The 24,416-nt window shown below is 51.5% G+C and carries 26 protein-coding genes and 2 riboswitches; of the genes, 10 read left to right on the top strand and 16 right to left on the bottom strand.

The features are described 5' to 3' along the window. The first annotated feature begins 175 nt into the window (after positions 1-175). The 4 genes from NST44_RS06365 to NST44_RS06350 are packed head-to-tail and all read left to right on the top strand — an operon-like array spanning position 176 to position 4,012. Positions 176-1,048 (top strand): ABC transporter ATP-binding protein, encoded by an 873-nt coding sequence (locus tag NST44_RS06365; protein ID WP_077568716.1) that lies wholly within the window; start codon positions 176-178, stop codon positions 1,046-1,048. Continuing rightward, entirely contained in the window at positions 1,002-1,958 is a 957-nt protein-coding gene (locus NST44_RS06360; RefSeq protein ID WP_340901422.1) for an iron-hydroxamate ABC transporter substrate-binding protein, read from the top strand. Before NST44_RS06365 ends, NST44_RS06360 begins: the two co-directional genes overlap by 47 nt. Positions 1,959-1,994: 36 nt before the next feature. Continuing rightward, positions 1,995-3,005 carry a FecCD family ABC transporter permease gene (locus NST44_RS06355; protein WP_210094074.1) on the top strand — a complete coding sequence of 337 codons (1,011 nt, stop codon included), beginning with the start codon at positions 1,995-1,997 and terminating at the stop codon, positions 3,003-3,005. After that, positions 3,002-4,012, top strand: coding sequence for a FecCD family ABC transporter permease (locus NST44_RS06350; RefSeq protein ID WP_007129009.1), 1,011 nt, complete (start codon positions 3,002-3,004; stop codon positions 4,010-4,012). The genes NST44_RS06355 and NST44_RS06350 overlap by 4 nt, the downstream gene beginning before the upstream one ends. A 116-nt stretch (positions 4,013-4,128) precedes the next feature. On the opposite strand, the gene NST44_RS06345 is transcribed toward NST44_RS06350, so the two are convergent. Together NST44_RS06345 and NST44_RS06340 are read right to left on the bottom strand one after the other, a co-directional pair. Then, complete coding sequence (locus NST44_RS06345; protein WP_007129010.1) at positions 4,129-5,706, bottom strand: BCCT family transporter; 1,578 nt, start codon at positions 5,704-5,706, stop codon at positions 4,129-4,131. A 97-nt stretch (positions 5,707-5,803) separates the two neighbouring features. After that, positions 5,804-6,145: a winged helix-turn-helix transcriptional regulator gene (locus NST44_RS06340; protein ID WP_007129011.1), complete on the bottom strand. Its 342-nt coding sequence runs from the start codon at positions 6,143-6,145 to the stop codon at positions 5,804-5,806. A 122-nt stretch (positions 6,146-6,267) separates the two neighbouring features. On the opposite strand from NST44_RS06340, the gene NST44_RS06335 reads away from it, so the two are divergent. Next, positions 6,268-6,687: a YybH family protein gene (locus tag NST44_RS06335; RefSeq protein WP_007129012.1), complete on the top strand. Its 420-nt coding sequence runs from the start codon at positions 6,268-6,270 to the stop codon at positions 6,685-6,687. An 81-nt stretch (positions 6,688-6,768) separates the two neighbouring features. On the opposite strand, the gene NST44_RS06330 is transcribed toward NST44_RS06335, so the two are convergent. The 3 genes from NST44_RS06330 to NST44_RS06320 all read right to left on the bottom strand — a co-directional run bounded on the left by NST44_RS06330 (position 6,769) and on the right by NST44_RS06320 (position 8,747). Beyond that, complete coding sequence (locus tag NST44_RS06330) at positions 6,769-7,746, bottom strand: ring-cleaving dioxygenase (protein ID WP_007129013.1); 978 nt, start codon at positions 7,744-7,746, stop codon at positions 6,769-6,771. Between the two features lie 229 nt (positions 7,747-7,975). Next, complete coding sequence (gene def, locus NST44_RS06325) at positions 7,976-8,497, bottom strand: peptide deformylase (RefSeq protein ID WP_007129014.1); 522 nt, start codon at positions 8,495-8,497, stop codon at positions 7,976-7,978. Between the two features lie 4 nt (positions 8,498-8,501). Beyond that, on the bottom strand, positions 8,502-8,747 hold the full coding sequence (locus NST44_RS06320) for a helix-turn-helix domain-containing protein (RefSeq protein WP_007129015.1): 246 nt from the start codon (positions 8,745-8,747) through the stop codon (positions 8,502-8,504). Positions 8,748-8,986: 239 nt separating this feature from the next. Between NST44_RS06320 and NST44_RS06315 the strand changes: the two genes are divergently transcribed. The 4 genes from NST44_RS06315 (at position 8,987) to NST44_RS06300 (ending at position 13,596) form a co-directional block, all read left to right on the top strand. After that, positions 8,987-9,676, top strand: a complete 690-nt coding sequence (locus NST44_RS06315; protein ID WP_040738326.1) for a response regulator transcription factor — start codon at positions 8,987-8,989, stop codon at positions 9,674-9,676. Next, complete coding sequence (locus NST44_RS06310) at positions 9,673-10,677, top strand: sensor histidine kinase (RefSeq protein WP_007129017.1); 1,005 nt, start codon at positions 9,673-9,675, stop codon at positions 10,675-10,677. The genes NST44_RS06315 and NST44_RS06310 overlap by 4 nt, the downstream gene beginning before the upstream one ends. 224 nt (positions 10,678-10,901) lie before the next feature. Then, positions 10,902-11,663, top strand: coding sequence for an ABC transporter ATP-binding protein (locus tag NST44_RS06305; RefSeq protein WP_007129018.1), 762 nt, complete (start codon positions 10,902-10,904; stop codon positions 11,661-11,663). After that, entirely contained in the window at positions 11,653-13,596 is a 1,944-nt protein-coding gene (locus NST44_RS06300) for an FtsX-like permease family protein (RefSeq protein WP_007129019.1), read from the top strand. Before NST44_RS06305 ends, NST44_RS06300 begins: the two co-directional genes overlap by 11 nt. Positions 13,597-13,892: 296 nt before the next feature. Here the strand turns inward: NST44_RS06300 and NST44_RS06295 are convergent, their stop codons facing one another. From NST44_RS06295 to NST44_RS06285, 3 genes are all read right to left on the bottom strand, one after another. Beyond that, positions 13,893-14,384, bottom strand: coding sequence for a DinB family protein (locus NST44_RS06295; protein ID WP_007129020.1), 492 nt, complete (start codon positions 14,382-14,384; stop codon positions 13,893-13,895). A gap of 355 nt (positions 14,385-14,739) precedes the next feature. Beyond that, the gene (locus NST44_RS06290) at positions 14,740-15,957 is read right to left on the bottom strand and encodes an MFS transporter (protein WP_100085199.1); all 1,218 of its coding nucleotides are present in this window, start codon (positions 15,955-15,957) and stop codon (positions 14,740-14,742) included. Continuing rightward, on the bottom strand, positions 15,950-16,378 hold the full coding sequence (locus NST44_RS06285) for a MarR family winged helix-turn-helix transcriptional regulator (protein ID WP_007129022.1): 429 nt from the start codon (positions 16,376-16,378) through the stop codon (positions 15,950-15,952). Before NST44_RS06285 ends, NST44_RS06290 begins: the two co-directional genes overlap by 8 nt. A gap of 249 nt (positions 16,379-16,627) precedes the next feature. Here NST44_RS06285 and NST44_RS06280 point away from each other — a divergent pair, with 249 nt between their 5' ends. Then, on the top strand, positions 16,628-16,873 hold the full coding sequence (locus tag NST44_RS06280; RefSeq protein ID WP_007129023.1) for a hypothetical protein: 246 nt from the start codon (positions 16,628-16,630) through the stop codon (positions 16,871-16,873). Between the two features lie 118 nt (positions 16,874-16,991). On the opposite strand, the gene NST44_RS06275 is transcribed toward NST44_RS06280, so the two are convergent. From NST44_RS06275 to NST44_RS06240, 8 genes are all read right to left on the bottom strand, one after another. Next, entirely contained in the window at positions 16,992-17,213 is a 222-nt protein-coding gene (locus NST44_RS06275; RefSeq protein ID WP_007129024.1) for an aspartyl-phosphate phosphatase Spo0E family protein, read from the bottom strand. A 474-nt stretch (positions 17,214-17,687) separates the two neighbouring features. Then, entirely contained in the window at positions 17,688-18,257 is a 570-nt protein-coding gene (locus NST44_RS06270; protein ID WP_340898364.1) for a helix-turn-helix transcriptional regulator, read from the bottom strand. Between the two features lie 289 nt (positions 18,258-18,546). Further along, positions 18,547-18,641, bottom strand: a riboswitch (cyclic di-GMP riboswitch). A 268-nt stretch (positions 18,642-18,909) separates the two neighbouring features. Beyond that, positions 18,910-19,004: riboswitch (cyclic di-GMP riboswitch) on the bottom strand. 198 nt (positions 19,005-19,202) lie between these two features. After that, entirely contained in the window at positions 19,203-19,817 is a 615-nt protein-coding gene (locus NST44_RS06265) for an FMN-dependent NADH-azoreductase (RefSeq protein ID WP_007129026.1), read from the bottom strand. Positions 19,818-19,873: 56 nt separating this feature from the next. Beyond that, positions 19,874-21,235 carry an MFS transporter gene (locus tag NST44_RS06260; RefSeq protein WP_007129027.1) on the bottom strand — a complete coding sequence of 454 codons (1,362 nt, stop codon included), beginning with the start codon at positions 21,233-21,235 and terminating at the stop codon, positions 19,874-19,876. Between the two features lie 89 nt (positions 21,236-21,324). Next, a complete protein-coding gene (locus NST44_RS06255; RefSeq protein ID WP_007129028.1) occupies positions 21,325-21,915 on the bottom strand; it encodes a TetR/AcrR family transcriptional regulator in 591 nt (196 codons plus the stop codon). 109 nt (positions 21,916-22,024) lie between these two features. After that, positions 22,025-23,086 carry an LLM class flavin-dependent oxidoreductase gene (locus tag NST44_RS06250; RefSeq protein ID WP_040738327.1) on the bottom strand — a complete coding sequence of 354 codons (1,062 nt, stop codon included), beginning with the start codon at positions 23,084-23,086 and terminating at the stop codon, positions 22,025-22,027. Positions 23,087-23,290: 204 nt separating this feature from the next. After that, positions 23,291-23,803, bottom strand: coding sequence for an SRPBCC domain-containing protein (locus NST44_RS06245; protein ID WP_007129030.1), 513 nt, complete (start codon positions 23,801-23,803; stop codon positions 23,291-23,293). 26 nt (positions 23,804-23,829) lie between these two features. Further along, positions 23,830-24,159, bottom strand: a complete 330-nt coding sequence (locus tag NST44_RS06240; RefSeq protein WP_040738328.1) for an ArsR/SmtB family transcription factor — start codon at positions 24,157-24,159, stop codon at positions 23,830-23,832. Positions 24,160-24,416 lie beyond the last annotated feature (257 nt).

Below are 24,416 nucleotides of genomic sequence, written 5' to 3'. Positions count from 1 at the left end.
GTAATCCCATTCGTATTTTAGCTATATATTGAACAATAGTGTTGTGTGCATGAAACTTATTTAAATATTCCATGAAGATACTTATTGACAAAGAGAGGTCCCCATATTATATTATGGCTGATATTGAGAATCATTATCGTTTAAAAAGCGAACTTTCCCCAGGAGGTGAACCTATATGATTCGTCTTTGCACAGATCGATTAACGGTCGGTTACGGTGAGAACGTCATATTAGACCGGCTGAACGTCGATATCCCTGATAAAAAAATTACGACCATCATCGGTCCGAACGGCTGCGGCAAATCCACGCTGCTGAAGGCGATGACGCGAATTATCCCGTATCAATCGGGGGCGGCCATTATCGATGGTCAGGAAATCGCCCGCATCAATACGAAGGAGCTGGCCAAGAAGCTGGCCATTCTCCCCCAAACACCGGAGGGTCCGGGCGGATTGACGGTAGGTGAGCTGGTGTCCTATGGACGCTATCCCCATCAGCGAGGGTTCGGACGTTTAACGAAGCAGGATATGGAGGTTATTGACTGGGCGCTTTCCGTCACCGGAACCCAGGATTATAAATATCGTTCCGTGGATGCCTTGTCCGGCGGCCAGCGGCAGCGGGTATGGATCGCGATGGCACTAGCTCAAGAGACCGAGATGATCTTCCTCGACGAACCGACCACCTACCTGGATATGGCTCACCAGCTCGAGATCCTGGAACTTCTTGAGCAGCTGAACGTCATGCAAGAGCGCACCATCGTGATGGTGCTCCATGATCTGAACCAAGCGGCCAGATTCGCCGATTACATCATCGCTATGAAAGACGGAAGCGTTATTCAGGCCGGTGATCCCGAGAACGTCATCTCGCGCGAGGTGCTGAAGAAGGTATTTAACATTGATGCGGAGATCGGACGCGACCCCCGCACCGGCAAACCGTTATGCATCACATACAATCTATTAAGAGGAGAGCAAGAACATGAACCCGAATTGGAAGCAAAGCCTGAACTTGAGGAAGCTGATCATCCCGTTTATCGCGCTGCTGTTCATTCTTAGCGCTTGCAGCAGCCAGCCGAAGGATACCGGAAGCAACGGAAGTGGAACCGCTGCGCCGGAAGCCCCAGCATCCAACGACAAAGACAGCGCCTCCGGCACGATTACATACCAGTCCGAGAACGGGCCGGTCGAGGTACCCGCTAATCCGCAGCGTGTTATCGTACTTTCCACCTTTGCCGGGGACCTGATCCATCTTGGCGTCAATATGGTCGGCGTCGATTCCTGGTCCAAGTTAAATCCCGCGTTTGCCGATAAGCTTAAGGATGCCGAAGAGGTATCCGATGAGAATCTGGAGAAGATCATTGAACTGAACCCGGATCTCATTATCGGACTATCGACGATCAAGAACGTCGATAAATTGAAAGAAATCGCTCCTACCGTTACGTTCACGTACGGCAAAGTCGATTACCTTACCCAGCATCTTGAAATCGGCAAGCTCGTGAATAAAGAGAAGGAAGCTCAAGCCTGGATCGACGATTTTAAACAGCGTGCGGAGAAGGCCGGTGAAGAAATTCGCGCCAAGATCGGTGAGGACGCGACCGTATCCGTAATCGAAAGCTTCGAGAAGCAGCTCTATGTATACGGAAACAACTGGGGCCGCGGGACTGAGATTTTGTATCAGGCCATGAAGCTGAAGATGCCTGAGAAAGTAAAGGAAACCGCGCTGAAGGAAGGCTACTACGCCATTTCAACCGAGGTGCTGCCGGAATTTGCCGGCGACTATATCATTCTCAGTAAGTTCAACGATGCGGACACCTCCTTCCAGCAAACCGATACGTATAAGCAAATCCCTGCCGTCAAGAACGGCCGCGTATTCGAAGCGGACGGGAACCGGATCTATTTCAACGATGCGACCACGCTCGAATACCAGCTTGAGTTTATTACCGAGCATTTCTTGGGCAAGAAGTAAACTGCCCATCATCCAAACTTAAGGAAAGATGATTCCATGACTAAGCCTACTCAGCGATCCATCCCTTTCTCCGTCAAGCTTGTTGCCGGTCTCATCGCCTTTGCGGCCATGTTCGTCATTGCGATGGTATTCGGAGCGGCGGAGACCAGTATAAAGGACGTGTGGCTCGCCTTGGCCACCAAGGCCGAAGGCGAGAAATTGTCCGTCCTGAGAGATATCCGTCTCCCCCGCGAGATTGCAGCCATCCTGGTCGGAGCCGCGCTGGCGGTCTCCGGCGCGATCATGCAGGGCCTTACGCGCAACCCGCTGGCGGATCCGGGCCTCTTGGGCCTCACCAGCGGCGCCAATGCGGCGCTCGCATTCACGATGGCCTTTATCCCCGCGGCCAATTATTTCGGCATTATGGTGGCCTGCTTTATCGGGGCCGCCGTGGGGACCATCATGGTGTTCGGCATCGGCGCGATGCGCAAAGGCGGCTTCTCGCCGCTCCAGATGGTGCTTGCAGGCTCCGCGGTCTCGGCCTTTCTGTACGCCATCGCCGAAGGGATCGGCATCTATTTTAAAATATCCAAGGATATCTCCATGTGGACGGCAGGCGGCGTCATCGGAACGTCTTGGGGGCAGCTTCAGACGATCTTCCCGTTCATTCTGATCGGAATCCTGATTGCGATCCTCTTGTCGAGACAGCTGACCATCCTCAGCCTGAGCGAAGAGGTGGCGACCGGGCTCGGACAAAATATCGCGGTCATCAAATTCGTTTTATTCGTGGTTATTATTCTGCTGGCCGGCACATCCGTAGCTCTGGTGGGCAATCTGGCCTTCCTCGGCTTAATGGTGCCCCATATCGTCCGGGGGATCGTCGGCACCGATTATCGCCATGTCATTCCGATGTCGGCTACGGCCGGTGCGGTGTTCATGCTGTTTGCCGATACCGTTGGCCGGACGCTGAATGCCCCGTACGAGACACCGGTAGCCGCGCTGATTGCAGTCATGGGCCTGCCCTTCTTCCTGTTTATCGTGCGTAAAGGAGGGCGAGGAATGGCATGATCCATCCATCATTAGTGAAAAAGCAGCGAATTACGTTTCTTATCCTGTTCATCCTAACCGTGTGCACCGTCCTGGTAGGTTTGGGGCTGGGGTACTCTTCGGTCAGCTATGACCGGATTATTCCGACCCTGCTTGGACAAGGAAGCTTCAAGGAAGAGTTCATTATTTTCTCGGTGCGTCTGCCGCGCATGTTGATTACCCTGCTGGCCGGAATGGCCTTGGCGCTGTCCGGCGCCATCCTGCAGAACATCACGCGCAACGACCTGGCGGATCCCGGCATCATCGGGATCAACTCGGGAGCCGGCGTCGGCGTGGCCGTGTTCTTTCTGTTCTTCCCGATCGAGGCCGGCTCCTTTATTTACATGCTGCCCATCGCCGCCTTTATAGGAGCCGTGCTGACTGCGGCATTCATCTACATGTTCGCTTACCGGAAAGGCGAAGGCCTTCAGCCCGTCAAGCTGGTGCTCACCGGTGTCGGCTTCTCTATGGCACTCTCCGGCGTCATGATTGTGCTCACCTCATCGGCTGAACGGGAGAAGGTTGATTTTATCGCCAAATGGCTGGCCGGCGGCATCTGGGGCACGGACTGGCCGTTCATTCTAGCGCTGCTGCCATGGCTGATCGTCCTCGTTCCGTTCACGCTGTATAAAGCGCAGCGCATGAATCTGCTCGGACTCAGCGATCCGGTCGGCATCGGCGTCGGCGTGTCCATTGAACGGGAGCGGATCGTCCTGCTCCTGGCCGCCGTAGCCCTGGCGGGATCCGCCGTATCCGTGACCGGCGGCATCACGTTCATCGGTCTGATGGGCCCGCATATTGCCAAGGCGCTGGTCGGCCCCCGCAATCAGCTGTATATTCCGATTGCGGTCCTGATAGGAGGCTGGCTCCTGCTGCTGGCCGACACAATCGGGCGCAACATCGTGGACCCCGACGGCATTGCGGCCGGCATCATGGTCGCCATTATCGGCGCACCGTATTTCGTCTACTTGCTGTTAAAGCGAAGTTAATCGTGCCTAAACCTTAATAGGAAAGGCTTTAATTTAAGCCCATCCCCTGAATTGTAAAGAGCCCTGAGACATTTCACGTGTCCTCAGGGCTTTATTCATAACGGCTTATTCATACGTCACTTTCTCCCCTTATTCGCCGCTTCCTCCAAACGGCGGAACCGTTTGAGATCAGCCTTTCGTACAGGCAGCGGCTCATGGGCCATCAGCCTGACCACCGCGACGATCAGCAGCAGCAGAAGCACCGTAAACGGCAGCGCTGCGATCAGGGAGGCGGTCTGAAGGGCCTCTAGTCCCCCGGCATACAGCAGCACGCCCGCGATGCCGGCCATCAGCGTACCCCACACGATTTTGACCATCAGGGAAGGGTTCAGGCTGCCGAAGGTCGTCATACTGGATAGAATATACGTCGCTGAATCTGCTGATGTCACCAGAAACGTCAGAATCAGAATGATCGCCAGCACGTTCATCACGGAAGAGAAAGGCAGCTGATTAAACAGCTGGAACAGCGCCGAGGTGACATCCGCATTGACGGCTGCGGCTATCCCGGTATTCTCATGCAAGTCATACCAGAGCGCGGTCCCGCCGAATACGGCAATCCACAGACAGGCGATGAGCGGCGGAACGACCATAACCCCGACAATAAACTCCCGCACGGTCCGTCCTCTGGACACTCTGGCTACGAAAGCACCGACATATGGTGACCAGGCAATCGCCCAAGCCCAATAAAAAATCGTCCATTCCCGTACCCACGAGCCTTCGGCGTATGGCTGCAGCCGCAAGCTGTACGACACGAAATTCGAGATATAATCGCCCAGCGCCATGGTGAAGGTCTCCAGAATGAATACCGAGGGCCCGGTGACAAACACAAACAGCAAAAATATGAGCGCCATCGCCAGATTCAAATTACTTAAGTACTTGATCCCCTTATCCAGGCCAGTCGTGGAAGAGATCATATAAGCGACAAAAATAATCGCCAAAATCCCCAGCTGAAGGCCAACACCGTTATGAATCCCCGTAATGGTATTCAATCCGCCGCTCATCTGCAGCACCCCGAGTCCGATCGAGGTCGCGATTCCCATCACGGTGGCAATGACCGCCAAGATATCAATGCTGTTCTTGACTGCAGGTTTGGAGCCGGTTACCGGTTCGAGGGCCGTGGATACAAGCCCATTCTTGTTCTTGCGAAACTGCAGGAATGCAATCACCAGCCCGACGAGGGCAAATACCGACCATTGGCTGATCCCCCAGTGGAAAAAGGAATACCCCATTGCGACACGGGCTGCATCCACGCCTTGGGCCTCGACGCCTGCAAAGGGGGTTTTGAAGAAATGGCTCATCGGCTCCGCCACGCCCCAGAATACAAGCCCGACGCCGAAGCCGGCCGAGAACAGCATGCCGATCCAGGTGAAGAACGGATATTCCGGCTTTTCCTTCTCGCCGCCCAGGCGAATCGTCCCGTACTTGCTGGCGGCAACCCAAATCAGAAAGATGATGATAGCAAAAATCGAGAGCAGATAGAACCATCCGAAATTCGTGGTCGTGAACCTATACAGATGTCCCGCTACTTCACCAAAGGCGCCCGGCATGACCGCTCCCAAAACAGCGAGCACCGCAATGATGACAGCCGAAACCGAGAACACGACATTTTTCAATATATTCTGTTTCACAATGCTCACCCCAACCTGCTTAGTCATCAATCCCTATACAGTATTTGTATTTAAACCGAAATTCATGTACTTAACCGCGGGGCGGGTGTGCAGGCTAGGGTCTATGGGAAAAAAGAAGCCTTGTTTAAGATTCATGCTCGTCCTTGCGCGATGCGATATATGCTTCACCCAGGTGAACTAGTGCTTCAAGGACCGGTTCAAAGCTTCGGCCGTATTCCGTCATCGTGTATTCCACCTTCGGCGGAACCTCAGCATAAACCGTTCTGCTGACGATGCCGCCATGCTCCAGCTCCCTCAGATGGACCGTGAGTACATGCCGCGATACATCCGGGATCGCCCTTTGCAGCTCGCCGAATCTCCGTGTTCCTTGAAATAGCTCATATAAAATGCGGGGCTTCCACTTTCCGCTGATCATCTGCAGGCCGACATCGGCGGGACAGCCGTAAACCTCGTCTTCATAAGGCATGGTGCTCGACAACCTCCTCTGTCATTTTTAGATGACTATGTTATGAATTACTGCGTACTTCCTGCGCAGCTCTTATTTCGATAAGCTGTGACTATAACCATCATAACGAAAGAGGAGATCCAATGAAATCACCGTTTCCAGACAAGCCTGTCCTTCGGCCGGAAGAGATGAATGCGGCTTTTGCCGACGCCTATAATTCAGGAGAGCTTAAACGGCTGCTTGCGCTGTATGAGCCCGGGAGCATTCACGTGCACCCAAGCGGAGCCTTGGAGATCGGTCTCGAGTCCTTCCGTGCGAGCCTCAAGGAGCTGCTTCAGCTTGGAGGCACCATGACCTCAACCAATGTGTACTGTATCCCCTTTGAAAATATGGCGCTTTTGCGTGCGCACTTCACATTGCATTCGACAGGACCGGACCGAGAGCCCTTGCTGCTGCAAGGCCATACCTCGGAAATCGTCAGGCAGCAGCCGGAAGGTCACTGGCTTTACCTTGTCGACCATCCCTTTGGGTCCGGACCGCTGGAGCTTCTCCCAAGCAAATGACATCACTTGAGCGAAAAAGAAGCCGCCCTGACTCGTTAAACGAGCCGAAGACGGCTTTTCGCTGCTGCAACATTCATTCTATTATTCCTTCACGAGTTCCTTCGTGCTGCGCACCGTATCAATCGGCCGCACCAGCTGCTCGATCTGCTCCCGCTGCGGTTCAAGGAACGGCGGCAGCGACAGCTTCTCGCCCAGTGTCTCATACGGCTCGTCGCCCATGAAGCCTGGGCCGTCCGTGGCAAATTCGAACAAAATTTGCGGAGCGACGCGGGCATAGAGCGATTGGAAGAAGTAGCGGTCGACGAAGCCGGAGGTATGGAACTGGAATTGATCCAGCCGTTGAATCCAATGCTCCAGGACCGACCGGTCCTCGACCCGGAAGGCCGCATGGTGGACCGTACCGAATCCCTGCTGGGCCCGTGGAAGCACGGCGTTATACTCGACAATCACTTGGGCGCCATTGCCGCCTTCGCCAACATCGAACAGATGAAGCGAGCCTTCCTTCGCAATCTCCTTGAATTCCAGAACCTTCTCCATCATTTCCTTGAAGTATTCGAAATTCGAGACCCTGACGAAGATCGGTCCAAGTCCGGTAATGGCATATTCCAGCGGAATCGGGCCCTTCTGCCAAGGCGTGCCGGAGGCAATGCCTTCGTTCAATTCATCGGACACAAGCTGATACTGCTGATCGTCGAAGTCGACGAAGGAGAGTCTTTTTCTGCCGAAAAGCTCTTGAATGCCTTGGTGCTTCACCTTCATCCGGTCAAACCGCTTCACCCAGTATTCCAGCGCCGCATCGCTCGGCACGCGGAACGAGGTTCTGTAGATCTCATCGGTTCCGTGCGTGCCCTTCCGGATGCCGGGAAAATCGAAGAACGTCATATCCGTTCCCGGGCTTCCCGTATCATCGGCAAAGAACAAGTGGTACGTCTGGATATCATCCTGATTGACCGTCTTCTTCACAAGGCGCATCCCCAGAACATATGTGAAGAACTCATAGTTCTTCTCGGCGCTGCTGGTTATGGCTGTGACATGATGTATTCCTTTTAATCCATTCATGGTTTCTATTCCTCCATCTCATATGTTAGGCAGTGTGTACAACACGACAACGATTTATTATTTCTAATTCATATATCTTTAATTTAAGATAATTGTAGCACGGATGCGATCTGCCGTCAACATGAACACCGAAACCAATTATATCGTTAAACAAAAAATAGATGACTCCTGCCCATTACCGGTACAGGAATCATCTTGAATCCCTTACCTAGAAACATGCTTATTCTATTTATACAACCCCCGAATTGGTCAGCCTGATCACGGGCAGCAGCTCGATTCTGCGGTTCGTCTCTTCATGATACAGCCAGCCGTCTTGAACGTGATCGACAAACAGGATTCCGTTCAAATGGTCAATCTCATGCTGCATGCACCGGGCCAGATAGCCCTCTCCTTCCAAAATGACCGTCTCGCCCTGCCGATTGAGCGTCTTCACCTTCACGTGGTCCGCCCGCTTCACATATCCGTAGTAGCCCGGATAGGACAGGCACGCCTCGGGCCCTGTCTGCTCCCCGTCCATCTCCACGATTTCAGGGTTGATGAGCTCGATCAGCCCTTCGCCGCAATCCATGACCAGCAATCGGCGCAAAATCCCGATCTGGGGCGCGGCAAGACCAGCGCGGCCTTCCTCATCATACAGCGTCTCCACGAGATCATCCAAAATTTTCAGTGTTCTTTCATTCACCGCTTCAACGGGCCTCGCCGTCTTGCGCAGAATGGGATCGCCAAATGGCACAATCGGTTTTACCGCCATGGTGTTACGCCTCCTTTATCTTTGAAGGTGTCGGTGTATGGACCCATAAGTCGCTCGGCGTACATTCCAGTGCCGTGCACAGGGCATCCAATGTCTCCACCTTCATCTGCTTGGGCCGGTCCGACAGCAAGGCACTGATGGAAGCCGCTGAAAGACGGTAGTCCGCCTTCTCTTGCAGCAGTCTCGCCAAAGCTGCGCCCGACCAGATTCCGCGCTGGGCCATAACGCTTCGCAGCATCCATTCAAGCAAATGCTCCACCTCCCCATCCAACATTCACAAAATATTAGGTATTACCTAATTTTATTAGGCAGCGCCTAATTCGGCAACCCCAAAGTCATCTTACTCCTCACACAAACGGGCTTAGCCATTTAGGAAGCAGTCAGCCAAGGCCGATCTACTGTTCCTGAGCACCTTCGTCAATAGCACAACACGCCTTTTTGATATACACTGAAAGAAACAAGCCGAATACATAAAGTGTGGTGACTCCTTTGTTCAAAATTATGCTGATCGAAGACGATGCGACCCTGTTCCATGAAGTCAAGGAACGTCTGACCCAGTGGTCGTACGACGTATACGGAATCCATGATTTCGGGAGCGTGCTTCAGGAATTTACGGCCGTGCAGCCGGATCTGGTGATCATCGATATTCAGCTTCCGAAATATGACGGCTTTCACTGGTGCCGCATGATTCGTTCCCATTCGAACGTGCCGATTATTTTTCTGTCCTCGCGCGACCATCCGACCGATATGGTCATGTCCATGCAGCTTGGAGCCGATGACTTCATCCAGAAGCCGTTCCACTTCGAGGTTCTTATCGCCAAAATTCAAGCTACGCTCCGCCGTGTGTACAACTACAACACCGAACGCACAGAGCTGAGAACCTGGCGCGGAGCTACGGTTGAATATGTGAAAAACATGGTTACGAGCCCTTCGGGATCCGTGGAATTAACGAAGAACGAGATGTTCATTTTGAAAATGCTGATTGAGCGCAAAAATCAGATCATCAGCCGGGAAGATCTGATCAAGAGCCTATGGGACAACGAGCATTTCGTCAGCGACAACACCTTGACGGTGAACGTGAACCGGCTGCGCAAAAAGCTGGAACCGCTTGGGCTTGACACCTATATTGAAACCAAGGTCGGGCAAGGCTATATGGCAACGGAAGAGGTTCATTCATGATCCGTGCCTATTTGAGAGAACGGCTGAGCTGGATTCTGCTGTTTGTGTGCCTGCAGGTGCTGCTCCTGTTCGTTGCCGCGATCGACAACGCCATTCCCTTCCAGCCGATCCTTTACATCGCCTTCCTGTCCACGCTGGTGTTCATCGTGTTTCTGGCCGTGCGCTACAACCGGGAGACGAGGTTCTACAAGAGCCTGGAGGCGTGGGACGACACTTATGACTTGGCCGCAATCGATCAGCCGGAGCTTCCGTTCGAAACGCTCGCTATGGAGATGCTCACGCTGCAGACTGAACGCTTCAAGCGTGAATCCTCCATGCGCCGCATGGAGATGGAGCAGGAGAAGGACGAAATCATGTCCTGGATTCACGAGGTGAAGACTCCGCTGACCACGATGCAATTAATCATTGAACGCATGGAGGATGAAACGCTTAAGTCCCGGCTCATGTACGAATGGCTCCGCATCCACCTGCTGCTGGATCAACAGCTGCATCAGAAGCGCATCCCGTTCATCGAGAACGATCTGTTTATCGAAACCGCGCTTTTGGAGCCGATCATCCACAATGAAATCCGGGCGCTCAAATCCTGGTGCCTCCAAAAGGGCATCGGCTTTGATGTCTCCCTGGAGGTTACGGAAGTGCTGACCGATGCCAAATGGCTTGGCTTCATGATCCGGCAGCTGCTGACCAATGCCGTCAAATACAGCGAAGCTTCGGACATTATCATTGAAAGCGTCCTGGTCGATGGACATGCACAGCTGACCATTCAGGATTTCGGCCGCGGCATCGATCCGAAGGATTTGCCCCGCATTTTCGACAAGGGCTTCACCTCTACGACCCAGCACCATGACAGCGCGGCAACGGGCATGGGCTTGTATTTGACGCAAAAGGTAGCGGATGCTCTCTTCATCCGCATTCGCGTCGTATCCACGCCCGGAGAAGGGAGTATCTTCACGCTCATCTTCCCGAAGAAGAATGAAATCGTCCATATTACCGGCATGTGACAACAATGTCACATGCTTTTGCGCTTTGTTCGCCGAATCGAAGGAAAAGCCCTGCCTCCTCCTTTATGATAAGGACAACAAGAAAATAACCGGAGGCCGATCGGTGTGATGAATGCTCAGGGCACATCTGCCAGGTTATTTTCCATGGGAGACCAGTTGGGCTTCTTGGAGTGCTGAGCTCTAAAGCCCCCCGGTATCCATACGACAAAGGAGTGAAGAAAAACGTGGCCATTCTTGAAGCACATCAAATCCATAAAAGCTACGGCAACAAATTCAATAAACAGGAAGTTCTGAAGGGCATCGACATCAACGTGGACAAAGGAGAATTCGTCAGCATCATGGGCGCCTCCGGTTCCGGGAAAACCACGCTGCTGAACGTACTGTCCTCTATCGATAAAGTCAGCCTCGGCAGCATCAAAATCGAGGGTAAGGAATTTACCGGCATGAAGGAGAAGGAGCTTGCGGAGTTCCGGAAGCATCACTTGGGCTTTATTTTCCAGGATTACAATCTGCTCGATACCCTGACCGTCAAGGAAAATGTCCTGCTCCCGCTGTCCATCAAGAAGGTATCCAAGAAGGAGGCCGATCAGAAATTCCAGCGGATTGCGACAGAGCTTGGAATCTATGACCTCAAGGATAAATATCCGAACCAAATTTCCGGCGGTCAGAAGCAGCGGACCTCGGCGGCGCGGGCGTTCATCCATGATCCGAGCATTATATTCGCCGATGAACCGACCGGGGCGCTGGATTCCAAATCGGCCTCGGACCTGCTCAACAAGCTGAGCGATTTGAACCAGAAGATCCACTCGACGATCATCATGGTGACCCATGATCCAGGCGCAGCCAGCTACTGCAGCCGGGTCGTCTTTATCAAAGACGGTCAAATCTATACGCAGCTGAACAAGGGCGAGCAGTCGAGACAAGCGTTCTTCAACGATATTATCAAAACCCAAGGCGTGCTGGGCGGTGTGCAGCATGAACATTAATTATCTGATCTACCGTAATTTGAAGAAAAATATTAAAAATTATTATCTGTACGTTTTCGCGCTGATTTTCAGTGTCGGCTTGTACTTCTCCTTCGTTACGCTGCAGTACGATCCATCCATGGATGAAGTGAAGGGCTCGGTGAAAGGAGCCGCCGGACTCGGGGCCGCCTCGGTGCTGCTGGTAGCAATTGTCGCCATCTTCCTGCTCTACGCCAATACGATATTCATCAAACGCCGAAGCAAGGAGATCGGGCTGTTCCAGCTGATCGGGCTCACCAAGGGAAAAATCTTCAGGATCCTGAGCGCGGAAAATCTGATCCTGTATTTCGGCTCGATGGTGATTGGCGTTCTTGCCGGCTTCGCCGCTTCCCGGCTGATCCTGATGATTCTGTTCAAGGTGACCGGCGTCGAAAGCGAGGCCACCCTTAGATTTTCCAGCCAAGCCTTGATCCAGACGGCCATCGTATTCGCCGCCATCTACATTCTGATCATGGTCATGAATTTCACATTCATTAAGGGACAGAGCATCCTGTCGCTCTTCCGGGTCGTATCGACCACCGAGAACCGCGTCCGGAAAATGTCGGTTGGCGAGATGATTCTCGGGCTGCTCGGCGTCGGGCTCATCCTGGTCGGTTACTATGTATCCACCAAGCTGTTCAGCGGTGATTTCACAAACATGAATGAATTGTTTATGGCGATGGTCTTCATTCTTGGGTCGGTCATTATCGGAACCTACCTGTTCTACAAGGGATCGGTCAGCTTTATTTTCAATCTGATCCGCAAGAGCAAGGGCGGGTATCTGTCGGTGAACGAGGTGCTCTCGCTCTCCTCGATCATGTTCCGGATGAAGTCGAACGCCCTGCTGCTCACCATTATCACAACCGTCTCAGCGCTCGCCATCGGGCTGCTGTCGCTAAGCTACATCTCGTATTATTCGGCGGAGAAGTCGGCGCAGCAAAGCGTTCCGAATCATTTTGCCATCGCGGTACAGGACGATCTTGCAGCCTTCACGCATGCGCTTGCGGAGGCGGATATTGAATTCAAGCAGACCGATCGGGACGTGATTCAGGTGGACGTCGACGTCTCCAGGATTATCGGTTCCAGCTTTGAAGAAACGGGACAGACCGGCTCCATGATCATCGGGGTCATCAGTGATGAAGGAATTAAAGACGTGGACCTATCCCCGGAAGAAACGCTGTTTACGGGTTCAAGCGATGCGATCCAGCAGTTCATGTCCATTCAGGCCACAGGACAGATTGAGCTTAGCGGAAGCAAGGAGAGCATTCCGCAACAGCTGATCGGAACGAACAAGGACTCCTACATCTCGGTTAATTTTTCCAACGGCGGCCTGCCGACCGCCATTGTCGACCAAACCGTATTTGAACGGTTAATGCAGGATCTCGATCCCAAGATCCAGAAGGGAACGACTGTCTACCATGGCATCGATATCGTAGATCCAGCGGCCATCAATCAGGCGAACCAAGTATACATGGATCTGGGGATTGGGGAACATCCCGGTAATTTCTCCCAAATCGGGATGATCACGGACCAGAAGATCAACATGGGGCTAATCATGTTTATCGTTGGCTTCCTTGGCCTAACCTTCCTTATTACTTCCGGTTGTATCCTGTACTTTAAGCAGATGGATGAAGGCGAGGAAGAGAAGCCGACCTACACGATTCTGCGTAAGCTCGGGTACACTCAGGGAAATCTGCTCCGGGGCATTCAGTTCAAGCAGCTCTTTAACTTCGGCATTCCGCTGATTGTGGGATTGTCGCACAGCTACTTTGCGGTTAAATCGGGCTGGTTCTTCTTTGGAACCGAACTTTGGACTCCAATGGTTATCGTCATGCTGCTGTACACGGCGCTGTACTCCATCTTCGGCCTGCTGTCCGTGATGTTCTACAAGCGAGTCATTAAAGAGGCGCTTTAAGTAGGGGAACAATATACAAGCAAGTTTGAGGGTTCTTCGAGCGTCTGGGTTTGTTCAAGTTAATAGAATGAAGAAGGTTAGCTAAATCATATAGAAAGCCAGTTTCGGTTGAGCCCGAAGCTGGCTTTATTTTCGCTTGAAGGTTCATTTTTTCAAGTTAAGAATCATTAGAAGCGGAGCGTTCCCCTTTATCCCCTGACTTCAGCAAACGAAATGGGATTAGAGGAAACCCGGGGATAAGAGGGATCGGAAGTACAATCCGCATGTGCAGTGCTGAGAACACCCCTCCTCTAACATTACCAATCCAGCGCCCTGCAGCTCTTCTGCAGCTTGCGGATGTAAACAATCTGGCCGATATGATAAGCATTATGTGTTGCAGCGTTGCTGATGATCTCCCACCACTTGGCCGGCTCCGGAAAACCGCTAACATCCTTCTCCAGGGTATCCGCAGACTCGGACAGCAGCGGCTGCCATCCTAGTAAAACCTCCAGCAGTCGTTTCCTTAGCTCGGCAAACGTCACATGATCCGGAAGGAGAAAGCTGAGATTATTGTCTTCAATTGCAGGCACCGCATCCATACGTTCTTCCCTGTACCGGGTCTGCCACGTTTCATTCCAATAGAGCAGATGCTGAACGATCTCTGCAATGCTGTGACTGTCGTTCGCCGGCGTCCAGAACGCCTCGTCCTCCGTCAGATCCCGGGTGGACTGCTGGAAGGGAATATACCAGCTCGGATCATTCGCACCCGCGAGCAGCTGATTTCTTAACACCTCACTTGCATGCGCCATAAATGCCTCACTCCTCCACGAAAAAATAAATGAGACGCACAGACAATCATTATTCATTGTATAACAGGTCATGTGTGCGGAGATCGGATGAAACGACTATAAACGTTTTTTCCTGAAGAGCTACCACTTAAGCCACAACCCCCTTGTTTACTTTCCTTATGCATCCCGGTTAGGACATGGGGTACAACAGAAAAAGCCTGCAGATCTGCTCCTTACGGAGGTTAATCTACAGGCTTAAGACGGCTCTAAGTGGGCCAGAGAGTGTTTAATGGCGAGCGTCTGGAACTGGAACCTTGTCGTGCCAAATCCAAGGCCAAGGAGCCGTCACCTAAGCTTCTCTGAATACGAATCTTGGTTAGGCAGCCGTTCGGGCAGCCTTCTCTCGGCTTTCTCGTTTCCCGACGAGGAAATAATACAGAATCACCGACAGCGCCAGCAGGACCGCTATGGTCATGTACATGCCCCGGAACCCTGCCAGCGGCGTAAGGAAGCCAAGAAGGAGCGGACCGAACCCGATGCCGACGTCCACAAAAATGTAAAAGGTCGATGTTGCAAGACCGATCCGGTGCGCCGGAGAGCGTTTAATGGCGAGCGCCTGGGAGCTGGACTGTGTCGTGCCGTATCCGAGGCCTACGAACACCGCGGACAGCAGAAGGGTTATTCCATGATGTGCCAGACCGAGCAGCAGGATCCCGATCGCAAAGGATACGATAGCCGGATACATCACAACATTCGCTCCCCGGTGGTCAAACCAGCGTCCGGTAAACGGCCGGGACAGAATCACCACGATCGCATACACGATGAAGAAGTAGGTTGCCGCTTCCACCAGCCCGATTTCCCCCGCAAAGATCTTCAGGTACGACAAAATGCTCGAATATCCAAAGCCCATCACAAAGCTTATGATCGAAATCGGAAGCGCCTTGAGCTCAATGAAGTTGGATAGCCGGAAGCCCTTCATCTCCCGTGCCTGTTCGGCGGTGAGCACCAGCTTCGGAATGCGCATGAATAACGAGGATACCAATGAGAGCACGCCCAGGATTGCACAAAGGACAAAATTGCCTGTCATGGAGGCATGCTCCAGAATCATAAGTCCGATGAAAGGGCCGATTGCCGATGCAATGATGATGCTGACACCATAATAACCTGTCCCTTCACCCCTTCTCGAGTTTGGAATCAAGCTCGCGGCAATCGTGCCGGTCGCGGTAGAGGCCAGCGCGAAGGCCAGGCCGTGGAGGAAACGGACGATGAGCAGCACCGCTAAGCTGTTAATGATGAAATACAAACCGATTAAGACGCTGAATGAGACCAATCCGGTCAACAGCAGCGGTCTTCGTCCGACCCTCTCGATAATGCTGCCTCCGATCAGCCGCCCGATCAGCGCCCCCACCACAAAGATACTGGAAGCAAAGCCGGCCATTCCAGTCGATGCATGGAATTCCTCAGCTGCATAAGTGGGCATAATAACAACCAATAGATAAAAACAAAGAAAGAGCAGGAAATTGACGCCGAACACAATCAAAAAGTCCTTGCTCCATAAACGATCTTGGGAGTTTTCTTGCTGCAAGTTAATCACCTTTTCTTATAATGTTATCCCTGACTGTCTCCATGACACGGATGACGCTGGCTTGTTCCTCAGCGGAGACACCTTCCATAATCTCCATCTCGTAGTCATCGAATAATTGACGAATCTGCAACGCGACATCGATGCCCTTACTTGATAAACGGATTCGCTTCTCCCGCTTGTCCGATGCCGGGATCTGCTCCACATAACCCAACTTGATCAATGCGTTCACCGTTCTAGTCACCGTGGGCTTCTCTACATACAAAACTTTGGACAATTCCACCAAGGTCATCGATTGGTTCGCGTCCAGATAATACATGATCGACCACTGGGCATAATACAGCCCAAAAACCTCGAGCCGCCGGTTCAGTTCATTGACGAACGGGCGGTACAGTCTGAAGTACTGCTGAAAAAAATGTCGGTGGGTGCTCATGGGGAAACCTCCATCCAATTGGTTACTCAAGGTAACTATTTGATTATAGAGTAGTGTTCCGAAAATGTCCAGACATAATGTCTGGTATTCTGATCCTTTTACTCGACGATGCATCAGTTCACCTAACAATGCCCATCGACCGTTTTTCAACACAGGTTATTCAGAATATATTCAGATTCATATGATTTAATTGGTATATTCCATCCGTCTTCTAGACAGATATTACAGGATTTGTGTGGTGAGGATGAATTGACGTTATCGGAAATACAACAAGAAGCGCTGGAACAGGCCAAGAAGCATGGGAGACTTGTCCGCTGGAAGAAAGGCGGATACTGGACGTATGAGGGTGTCTTGACGAAGGCAAGCGGTGATTCGCCATCTGTACCCAACTTGGAATGGTATTGCCGAACCAATACGATTTTCGCGCTTGTTAGGCGCGGGTACATTACAATGGATAATTGGAGCAGCTGTTCGCTCGTACAGAAAAATGATTGAATCCAAGCACCTGACTTGAAATGGCTTCCCTTAAAGCTGGAAGCACCATATCTTTAAGCAAATAACCCCAGAAGGTCGAGAATCGACATCCGGGGTTCTATTTTTTATGGAGGACTTATTACTCATGGCTTGGTTTATTTAACTTTGCGCACTTTCTATTGATCTCTTCCTCATGGCTTTTTAATTCCATGTAACGGACAATCAGCTTATCGAACGACTGCGAAAGTGCGACAACATCTTGATGTACGAATTCAAGACTGCCGGCCATTCGCTCAAGTTCCCTCCTGAGATATTCGAGCTCGTCGGATACATGCTTCAGTTCGTTCTCTATAGAAACCATCACATCCACCCACCCCCATCGTAGCAAGTGATTTATGACAGCTGCCAACGTTTTTGCGGCAAACCTTCTCAAACAGAGAGTTGATCGCTCATTCCTAAACGAACAAACCGTTAAAGCATGCTCCTCTTCATGAAATGTTGAAGGCTACCCGATTCAGTTTCTGCAGCGGCGTCAGGTCAGCAGGGTTATCTAAAATAAACAGTTCCCTATTCAATCGTTGTCGCATGGCGGATCAGAGGTTTCCGTCGTATTCGGCCAATTGCAGGGATCGTGGTTGCATATGAGCGTCCACAACAGCCTCTGCAGCTTCGCGTCACCACCCTTTCGATGGGTTTGCGATAGATTGTACGAATTATGAATTAGTTTAAATTTTAACTATCTGTCATCAGTGGCTTGCCTATAATTATAAAATTTTACTTTAATAAATAAAATACCCATAATTGGGTAATTAGTGCTTGTGTATTGCCTATATCTTCATGTAAATTTTCTTAGGAATGCCCCTTTATGATTGACTCTCGTTTTGGCGTATATCTTTTTGATGAAAGTACGGACCGTGCTTTGACTGATTCCATAAATATCCGCAATTTCAGGCACGTTTTTATTTTCCAGCCATTCGTAGGCGATTTCTTTCTCGCGGTTTGTTAATTCATATTGGTCAAAGAGTGAGTAGGTCAGCTCTTTTTGTAGCATGGGATCCTTTTGGGGTAACTTTTCTTCAATATTTTTGGCCAGATGTTCAATGAGGGGCAGTACAAATGTAACCTCGTGAAAGTAATGAAAACAGAGGCTGAGGTAGCCTATAATAACATGATTTATTCGTATTGGCGTGCAAACGCAGGACAGCTCTGCAAACAATTTATTGCTGTGCTCGGCGCCGATTACGACTGAGACCGATTGATTTTCCATGGATAACGCAATGGCATTGATTCCCGCCTTGTTCATAGCAGAAGATGTTCCGATTTTCAAATGATTTCTTTCAAAATAACCTTTTAACAGCTCCGTCCCGCAATAATCGATAACGGTTCCCTCTGGGTCCGCAATCACAAATAATATTCCTGGTTTCCTCTTGCAACAGATACAGGATTTCTTTTCGCTCGATCAGCCTTTCTTTAATTTCAGAGATGCTGAGGATATTAGGAAAATGATCGTTTACTTTCAGCAATGTTCTTTGGCCCATTATTTTCCCTTCTTCCTTGTTAAGAATAAGTGATTAATAATGAAATCGATCTCCTATTTATCGCCGCTGTGAAGATTCGGTAGCTCTTAGCGAAAAATAAAAAACCTCCATCCATGAAGATTACCATAGCAAAATAGGACGGAGGCTTCCGTCGTATTCGGCAACTGGCTGGCATCACGTATCTTAGCAGATTCGCATTAGCCCCTATAGCTTTGCGTCGCCACTTTTCAGTGGGTTTGCTATTATCGTACGAAACGATTCGATTGGTTTGCTGTCAAAGACGCTGCCGCATGAATATTCCTTGTTATCCGCTGAGAGTCGAACTGCTGTAGTTATACCGCGCTGCGGGAAATCATGTTCCGCATCATTCACCTCCTTTCAGGCAATTGACCGTAACTTTTAAGGAACAGGCAGTTACTGCAGGAGCCTCCCTATAAAAATTTGTGAACAACAAATAGCCTCCGTCAGCTTGTAGACATAGGTAGTAACTAGCAAGAAGTGACGGAGGCTTCCGTCGTATTCGGCAACTGGCTGGCATCGCGGTTCTATGCAGAACCCCATTAGCCCCTATAGCTTTGCGTCGCCACTTTTCAGTGGGTTTGCGATTATCGTACGAACGATTCAATTGTCGAAAGATACAACATATAGTTCTGAATGAATGACCTAATCAAACTATAACTTACATTGTTTTTCATTGAATATAGGCTTCATGACTCAAATTCCCGACAATTTCCTGCTGGATTTTGTAATTTTTTGTCACAAAGTAACTAGCAGAGCGTGTAATATGTCAAAATAACCAGCTTCTCCATGATTTAAAAAAGCTTTGCCGCTTCGGCTGCCCGCCGAAGGCCTTCCTCAATGATTTCCTCGCTTCGATCCCGGAATTGATTATGCCCCTCAATGATAATCGTAGTAATGTCGGTAATCCCGAACACGTTGAGATGATTTTTTACGAAGCTGACCGCCATCTCGGATGGATCGCCCTCCGCATAGATCCCGCCTCTAGCATTCAGCAGTGCTGCTTTTTTGTCACCCAACAGACCGACCAAGCCCTGCTCCGTATATTTGAACGTTTTACGCGGATGATGCATGTAGTCCAGGTAGGCATGCAGCACTGCAGGAACCGTCAGATTCCAGAGCGGGAAGGCAAACACCAATTTGTCGGCGGCAAGAAATTGCTCCAAGTGCCGGTTGACGATGTCCCGAACGGCCTGCTCTTCCTCCGAAAGCTCCATGCCCATGGCTGACTTGAAATTCCCGCTAATCATAATGTCGTCCAGAAGGGGAATGCGTTCCTGATACAGGTCGACCTCAACCACCGCATCATTCGGATGTGCCTCGCGGTAGCTATTGAAAAATGCGTCGTATAATCTGCTTGTGACGGCCCCTTGGCGGTTGTTGGCTTTAATGAATAAAGTGGTTGTCATTAGAATCTCCTCCTATATTTCCTATTTGTAATGAATGGACTCGAAAGCATGCGATATCAGCTTCCCGCCGCTCTTATATGACCGTGCTCCGTTTTCCCGAACCGTAGGGAATAGAACATCAGCATGGCGAGCAGCAGCCCGGCTAGCACCAAATAAATATTGCTGTAAACCTGCCCCTCGGCATAGGCATACAAGGGGTTCCACGATACCTCGGAGCGGATATCGAGCATTGTTCCGTACACACCGGAAGCGATCCCCGCCGAAATAAAATTCAGCATCTGCATCAATCCCATCCCGATGCCGGCTTGCTCTTTCGCTAAGCTAAGGGAGACGGAGTTGGATAGTGCAATCATCCCGAACGTCTGCCCGACATTACCTAGAATCAGGAAGAGAGCAACCGCGACGGCTGAAATGGCGGAGAACGTGGATAAGAGTACAAAGCAAGCGACCAACATAATCATGGCGGTTAGAAACAGATCCGTGTTCCCTTTGGCATCGGCCAGCTTTCCCCCTGTCTTCCCGAGCAGAGCGGAGGCCGCGGCGGCCGGCACCATGACAAATCCGATCCAACCTGGAGGCAGCGCATGAATCTCTGCCAGCAGCAACGGGCTTAGAAAATGCAGCGCAAAGGCCGCGCCGCTGAACAGAAACATGATGACAAGCCTAACCGAATACTCTTGATTCCGGAACAAAACCGGGCTCACGAACGGGACGGATGCACGATGAATCCGGACAATGAACAACGCGGCTACCAGCAGTCCGGCTAGCGGAAGCCACCAGATTCCGTTCGTTATTCCCAGCAGCAGACAAGTGATCGCGACAGCCAGCAGGCCGCCTCCCAGCAGGTCGAATGATCCTGGAAACTGAGGGTCTTCGTCCTTCAGATATTTCCGGTAAAAAGGAAGCGTGATGAGAATCAGCAAAGGGATGCTGAACAGCCAGCGCCAATGAGCAAAGCCGGCCACTAGCGAGGACACCACCGGCCCAAGCGCGCTGCCGATGGACAATCCAATAAAGGCTGTCGCCATGGCTGCTCCTCTTCGCTCCGGCGGGAAGTAGCGAATCGGTATAAGCGTTGCCGCCGCCGGTATCGCCGCCGCGCCGATCGCCTGAAGGCATCTTGCGGCAAGGACCATCCAGAATGCCTGGGAGACGAGGCCGACCAGAGAGCCGGCCGCGAACAGCAGCAGACCGAATGACAGCAAATTTTTGAGCTGGTAGCGTTCCGTCAGCTTCCCGTACAGAACCGTGCCGATCCCGTACAGCAGGGAATACGAGGAAGTTACCCAGCTAACCTGAGCGGTGCTCAAGCTGAATTCCTCCCGCATGTCCGGCAGGACAAAGTTAAACATCAATCCGCTCATAGCGGACAGACACAGCGTGAACATGAGGACACGCATCAGCTTCCGAGTCTCCATTAAAGCTTCACCCTCCTTGTGAGTAGAAAATTTTAAACAGCGAGATTAGCATGTCTGTCAGTACTTACTGACGTATGCTTTGAAAAAAACTAGGGGGTTAACGCCCTAGCAAAAATCCGCACACTCTCCTCAATAAAGTCATCCAGCGTTACGGAAGGAAATATCTCCTTGGAATCCAGCTCGTTCATGAACGCGCCAAAGTTCATCATCATAAACGAGATCGCCCGCAGCTCGGGATCTCCGGCAACCAGCTTCCCCTTCTCCGTCATGATCGTAAAATATTTCGTCAACACGTCCAGAAACTGCTTCGGATGCTTGCTGGTCATCTCTCGAAGTCCCGGGAGATGATCACTCTCCTTGATGCTGATCGTGATCAGCTTGCGGTTCCGGATCATCAAGTCATGGTACGTCCGGCTGATCAGAATCAGATCCGCAGTAAGCTCTCCCGTGAGCTTCTCCGCGAAAAGCTTCGTCATTTCTTGACCGTAATGATAGCGTTCGAACGCCATCTCCAGGAGATTTCGCTTGCTGCCGAACTTTCGGAATAGAGTCTTCTCGCTGAGCCCGGCTGCCGAGGCAATCTCCTGCGTCGTGACGCCGTTGTAGCCCTTCCGGGATATCAGATCGATTGCGGCCTGCAGCAGCTTGTCGTCACTGCTTATATGTTGATCTCTACTCATGAAAGTCCCCCCTTCCTACATGAATGTCAGTACTGACTGTCATTCGATGGACTTATCATATTTTACATTGTCTGATTTGTCAAACGGAATTTTAATTGGATTTGCTTGCTTACTCCGCCGGCTCGCCGGCCGCTTCCCACCGGTCGATCTCGGAACGAACCCGAGGCGCAACCTCCGTACCGAGCAGCTCGATCGCCCTCATGACCTCTTCATGCGGCATCGAGCCGACCGGCACGTGCAGCATAAACCGGGTAATACCCACATGCTTGCGAAGATGGATGATCTTCTGAGCGACCGTCTCCGGATCGCCTACATAGAGGGCTCCCTCGAAGCTGCGTGCAGCATCGAAACGGGCGCGATCATAGTAACCCCAGCCGCGCTCCCGGCCGAGCACGTTCATGGCCGCCTGGGTGGAGGGAAAGAACTTATCCGCGGCAAGCTCCGTATCCTCCGCGATAAATCCATGGGAATGCGAGGCGACCGGAAGCTTCGATACATCATGCCCTGCATGGGCGGCCGCTTCTTTATACAGCTTCACGAGCGGGGCGAACTGCAGCGGGCTCCCGCCAATGATCGCCAGCACGAGCGGCAGGCCGAGCAGGCCGGCCCGGACGACGGATTCGGAGTTGCCGCCGCTGCCGATCCATACGGGCAGGGGGTTCTGCACAGGACGCGGATATACGCCCAGATTATGGATGGCCGGGCGATGCCGGCCCTCCCAGGTCACCCGCTCCGACTCCCGAATTTTTAACAACAGCTCCAGCTTCTCTTCAAACAGCTCATCGTAATCATGAAGATCATAGCCGAACAAAGGAAAGGATTCGATGAATGAGCCCCGCCCGGCCATGATTTCCGCGCGTCCGTTCGAAATCGCGTCCAGCGTGGCGAAGTCCTGGAATACCCGTACCGGATCCGCTGATGACAGCACCGTCACCGCGCTTGTCAGCCGGATCCACTTGGTCCGGGAGGCAGCAGCCGCAAGCACGACCGCAGGGGACGAGGCCGCATAATCTTGGCGATGATGCTCGCCTACTCCATATACATCCAAGCCGACCTGGTCGGCCAGCACAATTTCCTCCACGACCTCGCGCAGCCTTTGGGCGTGGCTGATCAATTCGCCGGTGTGAACGTCCGGCACGGTTTCAACAAACGAGCTAATTCCGATTTCCATCATCGGTTCCTCCTAGTAACGTATCGTTATGTGTATGTTTCACAGACGCTATATTTTCTTTAGTTAATATATCTTTATATTGAACGTTTACGCATCTTTTTTCAAGTGGAAAAACGTCAGGGCTGCAGCCTAAGGTTATCGGCATCAACAGATTCAAAAAAAAGACCGGCACTTCTCCCGAAGGCCGGTCTCTCCCTATGCGGTTTATTTCTTGGCAAGCAAGTATTCCTCGAGGCGGTCCCAAGTTTGCGTAATGCCTTCCTCCATGCCCATTTCGAGCACCTTCTTAAGCTCATCCGCGGATTGATATACGGTCCGGGAGACGATCTTCGTTCTTCCGTCCAGCTCCTCGAATGTCATCGTTGTTGTGGACGCTGGAAGTTCCTCGGAAGTATTGCCTTCGGCATCGGAGAAATAATCGGTGTAAACGATTTTGGTAGGCTTCTCAATCTCATGGTAGACCGATTTCCCCCATGACTCCATGCCATAAAATTCTCCTTGATTCTTATCCATGCACGTCATGCAATAATGCCATGAACCGCCGGGACGAAAATCCATGTTCGACACGGTTGTCTCCCAGCCACGCGGACCCCACCAGTGCTTCAGATGCTCCCCGTCCGAGAACACCTCGAATACGAGCTCTCGCGGCGCGTCGAATACACGCTCCAACACAATTACAGGTCCTTCCACTCGGGTAATCATTTTGCTTGTCATCATCATTTCCTCCTCAAGTTTAAGTTAGGCTATGGGTCCTTCTTCTCGCCCGATTGCAATTTCTTCAAGTATGCGTCCAAGCTGTCAAAACGTTCATTCCATATTCTGCGGTAATCATTCAGCCATGCATCCAGCTCTTGAAAGGGCTCCGAGCGAAGCATGTAGTTTCGCCTGTTCGCTTCCGCCTGAACCTCTACCAATCCGGCCTCCAGCAGCACCTTCAGATGCTTCGAAGCCTGAGGCTGGCGAATCTGCAGACGTTCGGCGATATCACCCACCGTCATCGGACCTCCGAGGAGCAGCTCTACAATCGCAAGACGGCTCGGCTCGGCTAATGCACTAAATATCGCTTGCTTCATTCCTGGTGGTGACGGTTATAGAACCGAAGCTTCGGGGAATACGGCTTTTGTCTACTGTCTATTCCAGCCACCAACATCACCTCGATGCGTTTATTTGATTATGCCGTGTTCTTGAATTGAATATACCACACTAGGAATATTCCTGTAAAGGAATATTTATTTTGTTCACATCACTTATGCATTCAGCCGCTATATTCGCCTTCCTTCCCCCCCGCTTCTCCATTCCATTAACATCGGTCACACCTGCATGGGCTTCT

Origin of the sequence: Paenibacillus sp. FSL W8-0919, from assembly GCF_038003785.1 — a bacterium.
Taxonomy (GTDB): Bacteria; Bacillota; Bacilli; order Paenibacillales; family Paenibacillaceae; genus Paenibacillus_AQ; species Paenibacillus_AQ lactis.
This window is presented reverse-complemented; position numbering and strand designations above follow the sequence as displayed.

Coding starts and splice junctions, on each gene's coding strand:
- NST44_RS06365 (WP_077568716.1), top strand. CDS start 176: ATGATTCGTCTTTGCACAGATCGATTAACGGTCGGTTACGGTGAGAAC.
- NST44_RS06355 (WP_210094074.1), top strand. CDS start 1,995: ATGACTAAGCCTACTCAGCGATCCATCCCTTTCTCCGTCAAGCTTGTT.
- NST44_RS06350 (WP_007129009.1), top strand. CDS start 3,002: ATGATCCATCCATCATTAGTGAAAAAGCAGCGAATTACGTTTCTTATC.
- NST44_RS06345 (WP_007129010.1), bottom strand. CDS start 5,706: ATGACTAAGCAGGTTGGGGTGAGCATTGTGAAACAGAATATATTGAAA.
- NST44_RS06340 (WP_007129011.1), bottom strand. CDS start 6,145: ATGCCTTATGAAGACGAGGTTTACGGCTGTCCCGCCGATGTCGGCCTG.
- NST44_RS06335 (WP_007129012.1), top strand. CDS start 6,268: ATGAAATCACCGTTTCCAGACAAGCCTGTCCTTCGGCCGGAAGAGATG.
- NST44_RS06330 (WP_007129013.1), bottom strand. CDS start 7,746: ATGAATGGATTAAAAGGAATACATCATGTCACAGCCATAACCAGCAGC.
- def (WP_007129014.1), bottom strand. CDS start 8,497: ATGGCGGTAAAACCGATTGTGCCATTTGGCGATCCCATTCTGCGCAAG.
- NST44_RS06310 (WP_007129017.1), top strand. CDS start 9,673: ATGATCCGTGCCTATTTGAGAGAACGGCTGAGCTGGATTCTGCTGTTT.
- NST44_RS06300 (WP_007129019.1), top strand. CDS start 11,653: ATGAACATTAATTATCTGATCTACCGTAATTTGAAGAAAAATATTAAA.
- NST44_RS06295 (WP_007129020.1), bottom strand. CDS start 14,384: ATGGCGCATGCAAGTGAGGTGTTAAGAAATCAGCTGCTCGCGGGTGCG.
- NST44_RS06285 (WP_007129022.1), bottom strand. CDS start 16,378: ATGAGCACCCACCGACATTTTTTTCAGCAGTACTTCAGACTGTACCGC.
- NST44_RS06275 (WP_007129024.1), bottom strand. CDS start 17,213: ATGGTTTCTATAGAGAACGAACTGAAGCATGTATCCGACGAGCTCGAA.
- NST44_RS06265 (WP_007129026.1), bottom strand. CDS start 19,817: ATGACAACCACTTTATTCATTAAAGCCAACAACCGCCAAGGGGCCGTC.
- NST44_RS06260 (WP_007129027.1), bottom strand. CDS start 21,235: ATGGAGACTCGGAAGCTGATGCGTGTCCTCATGTTCACGCTGTGTCTG.
- NST44_RS06255 (WP_007129028.1), bottom strand. CDS start 21,915: ATGAGTAGAGATCAACATATAAGCAGTGACGACAAGCTGCTGCAGGCC.
- NST44_RS06250 (WP_040738327.1), bottom strand. CDS start 23,086: ATGGAAATCGGAATTAGCTCGTTTGTTGAAACCGTGCCGGACGTTCAC.
- NST44_RS06245 (WP_007129030.1), bottom strand. CDS start 23,803: ATGATGACAAGCAAAATGATTACCCGAGTGGAAGGACCTGTAATTGTG.
- NST44_RS06240 (WP_040738328.1), bottom strand. CDS start 24,159: ATGAAGCAAGCGATATTTAGTGCATTAGCCGAGCCGAGCCGTCTTGCG.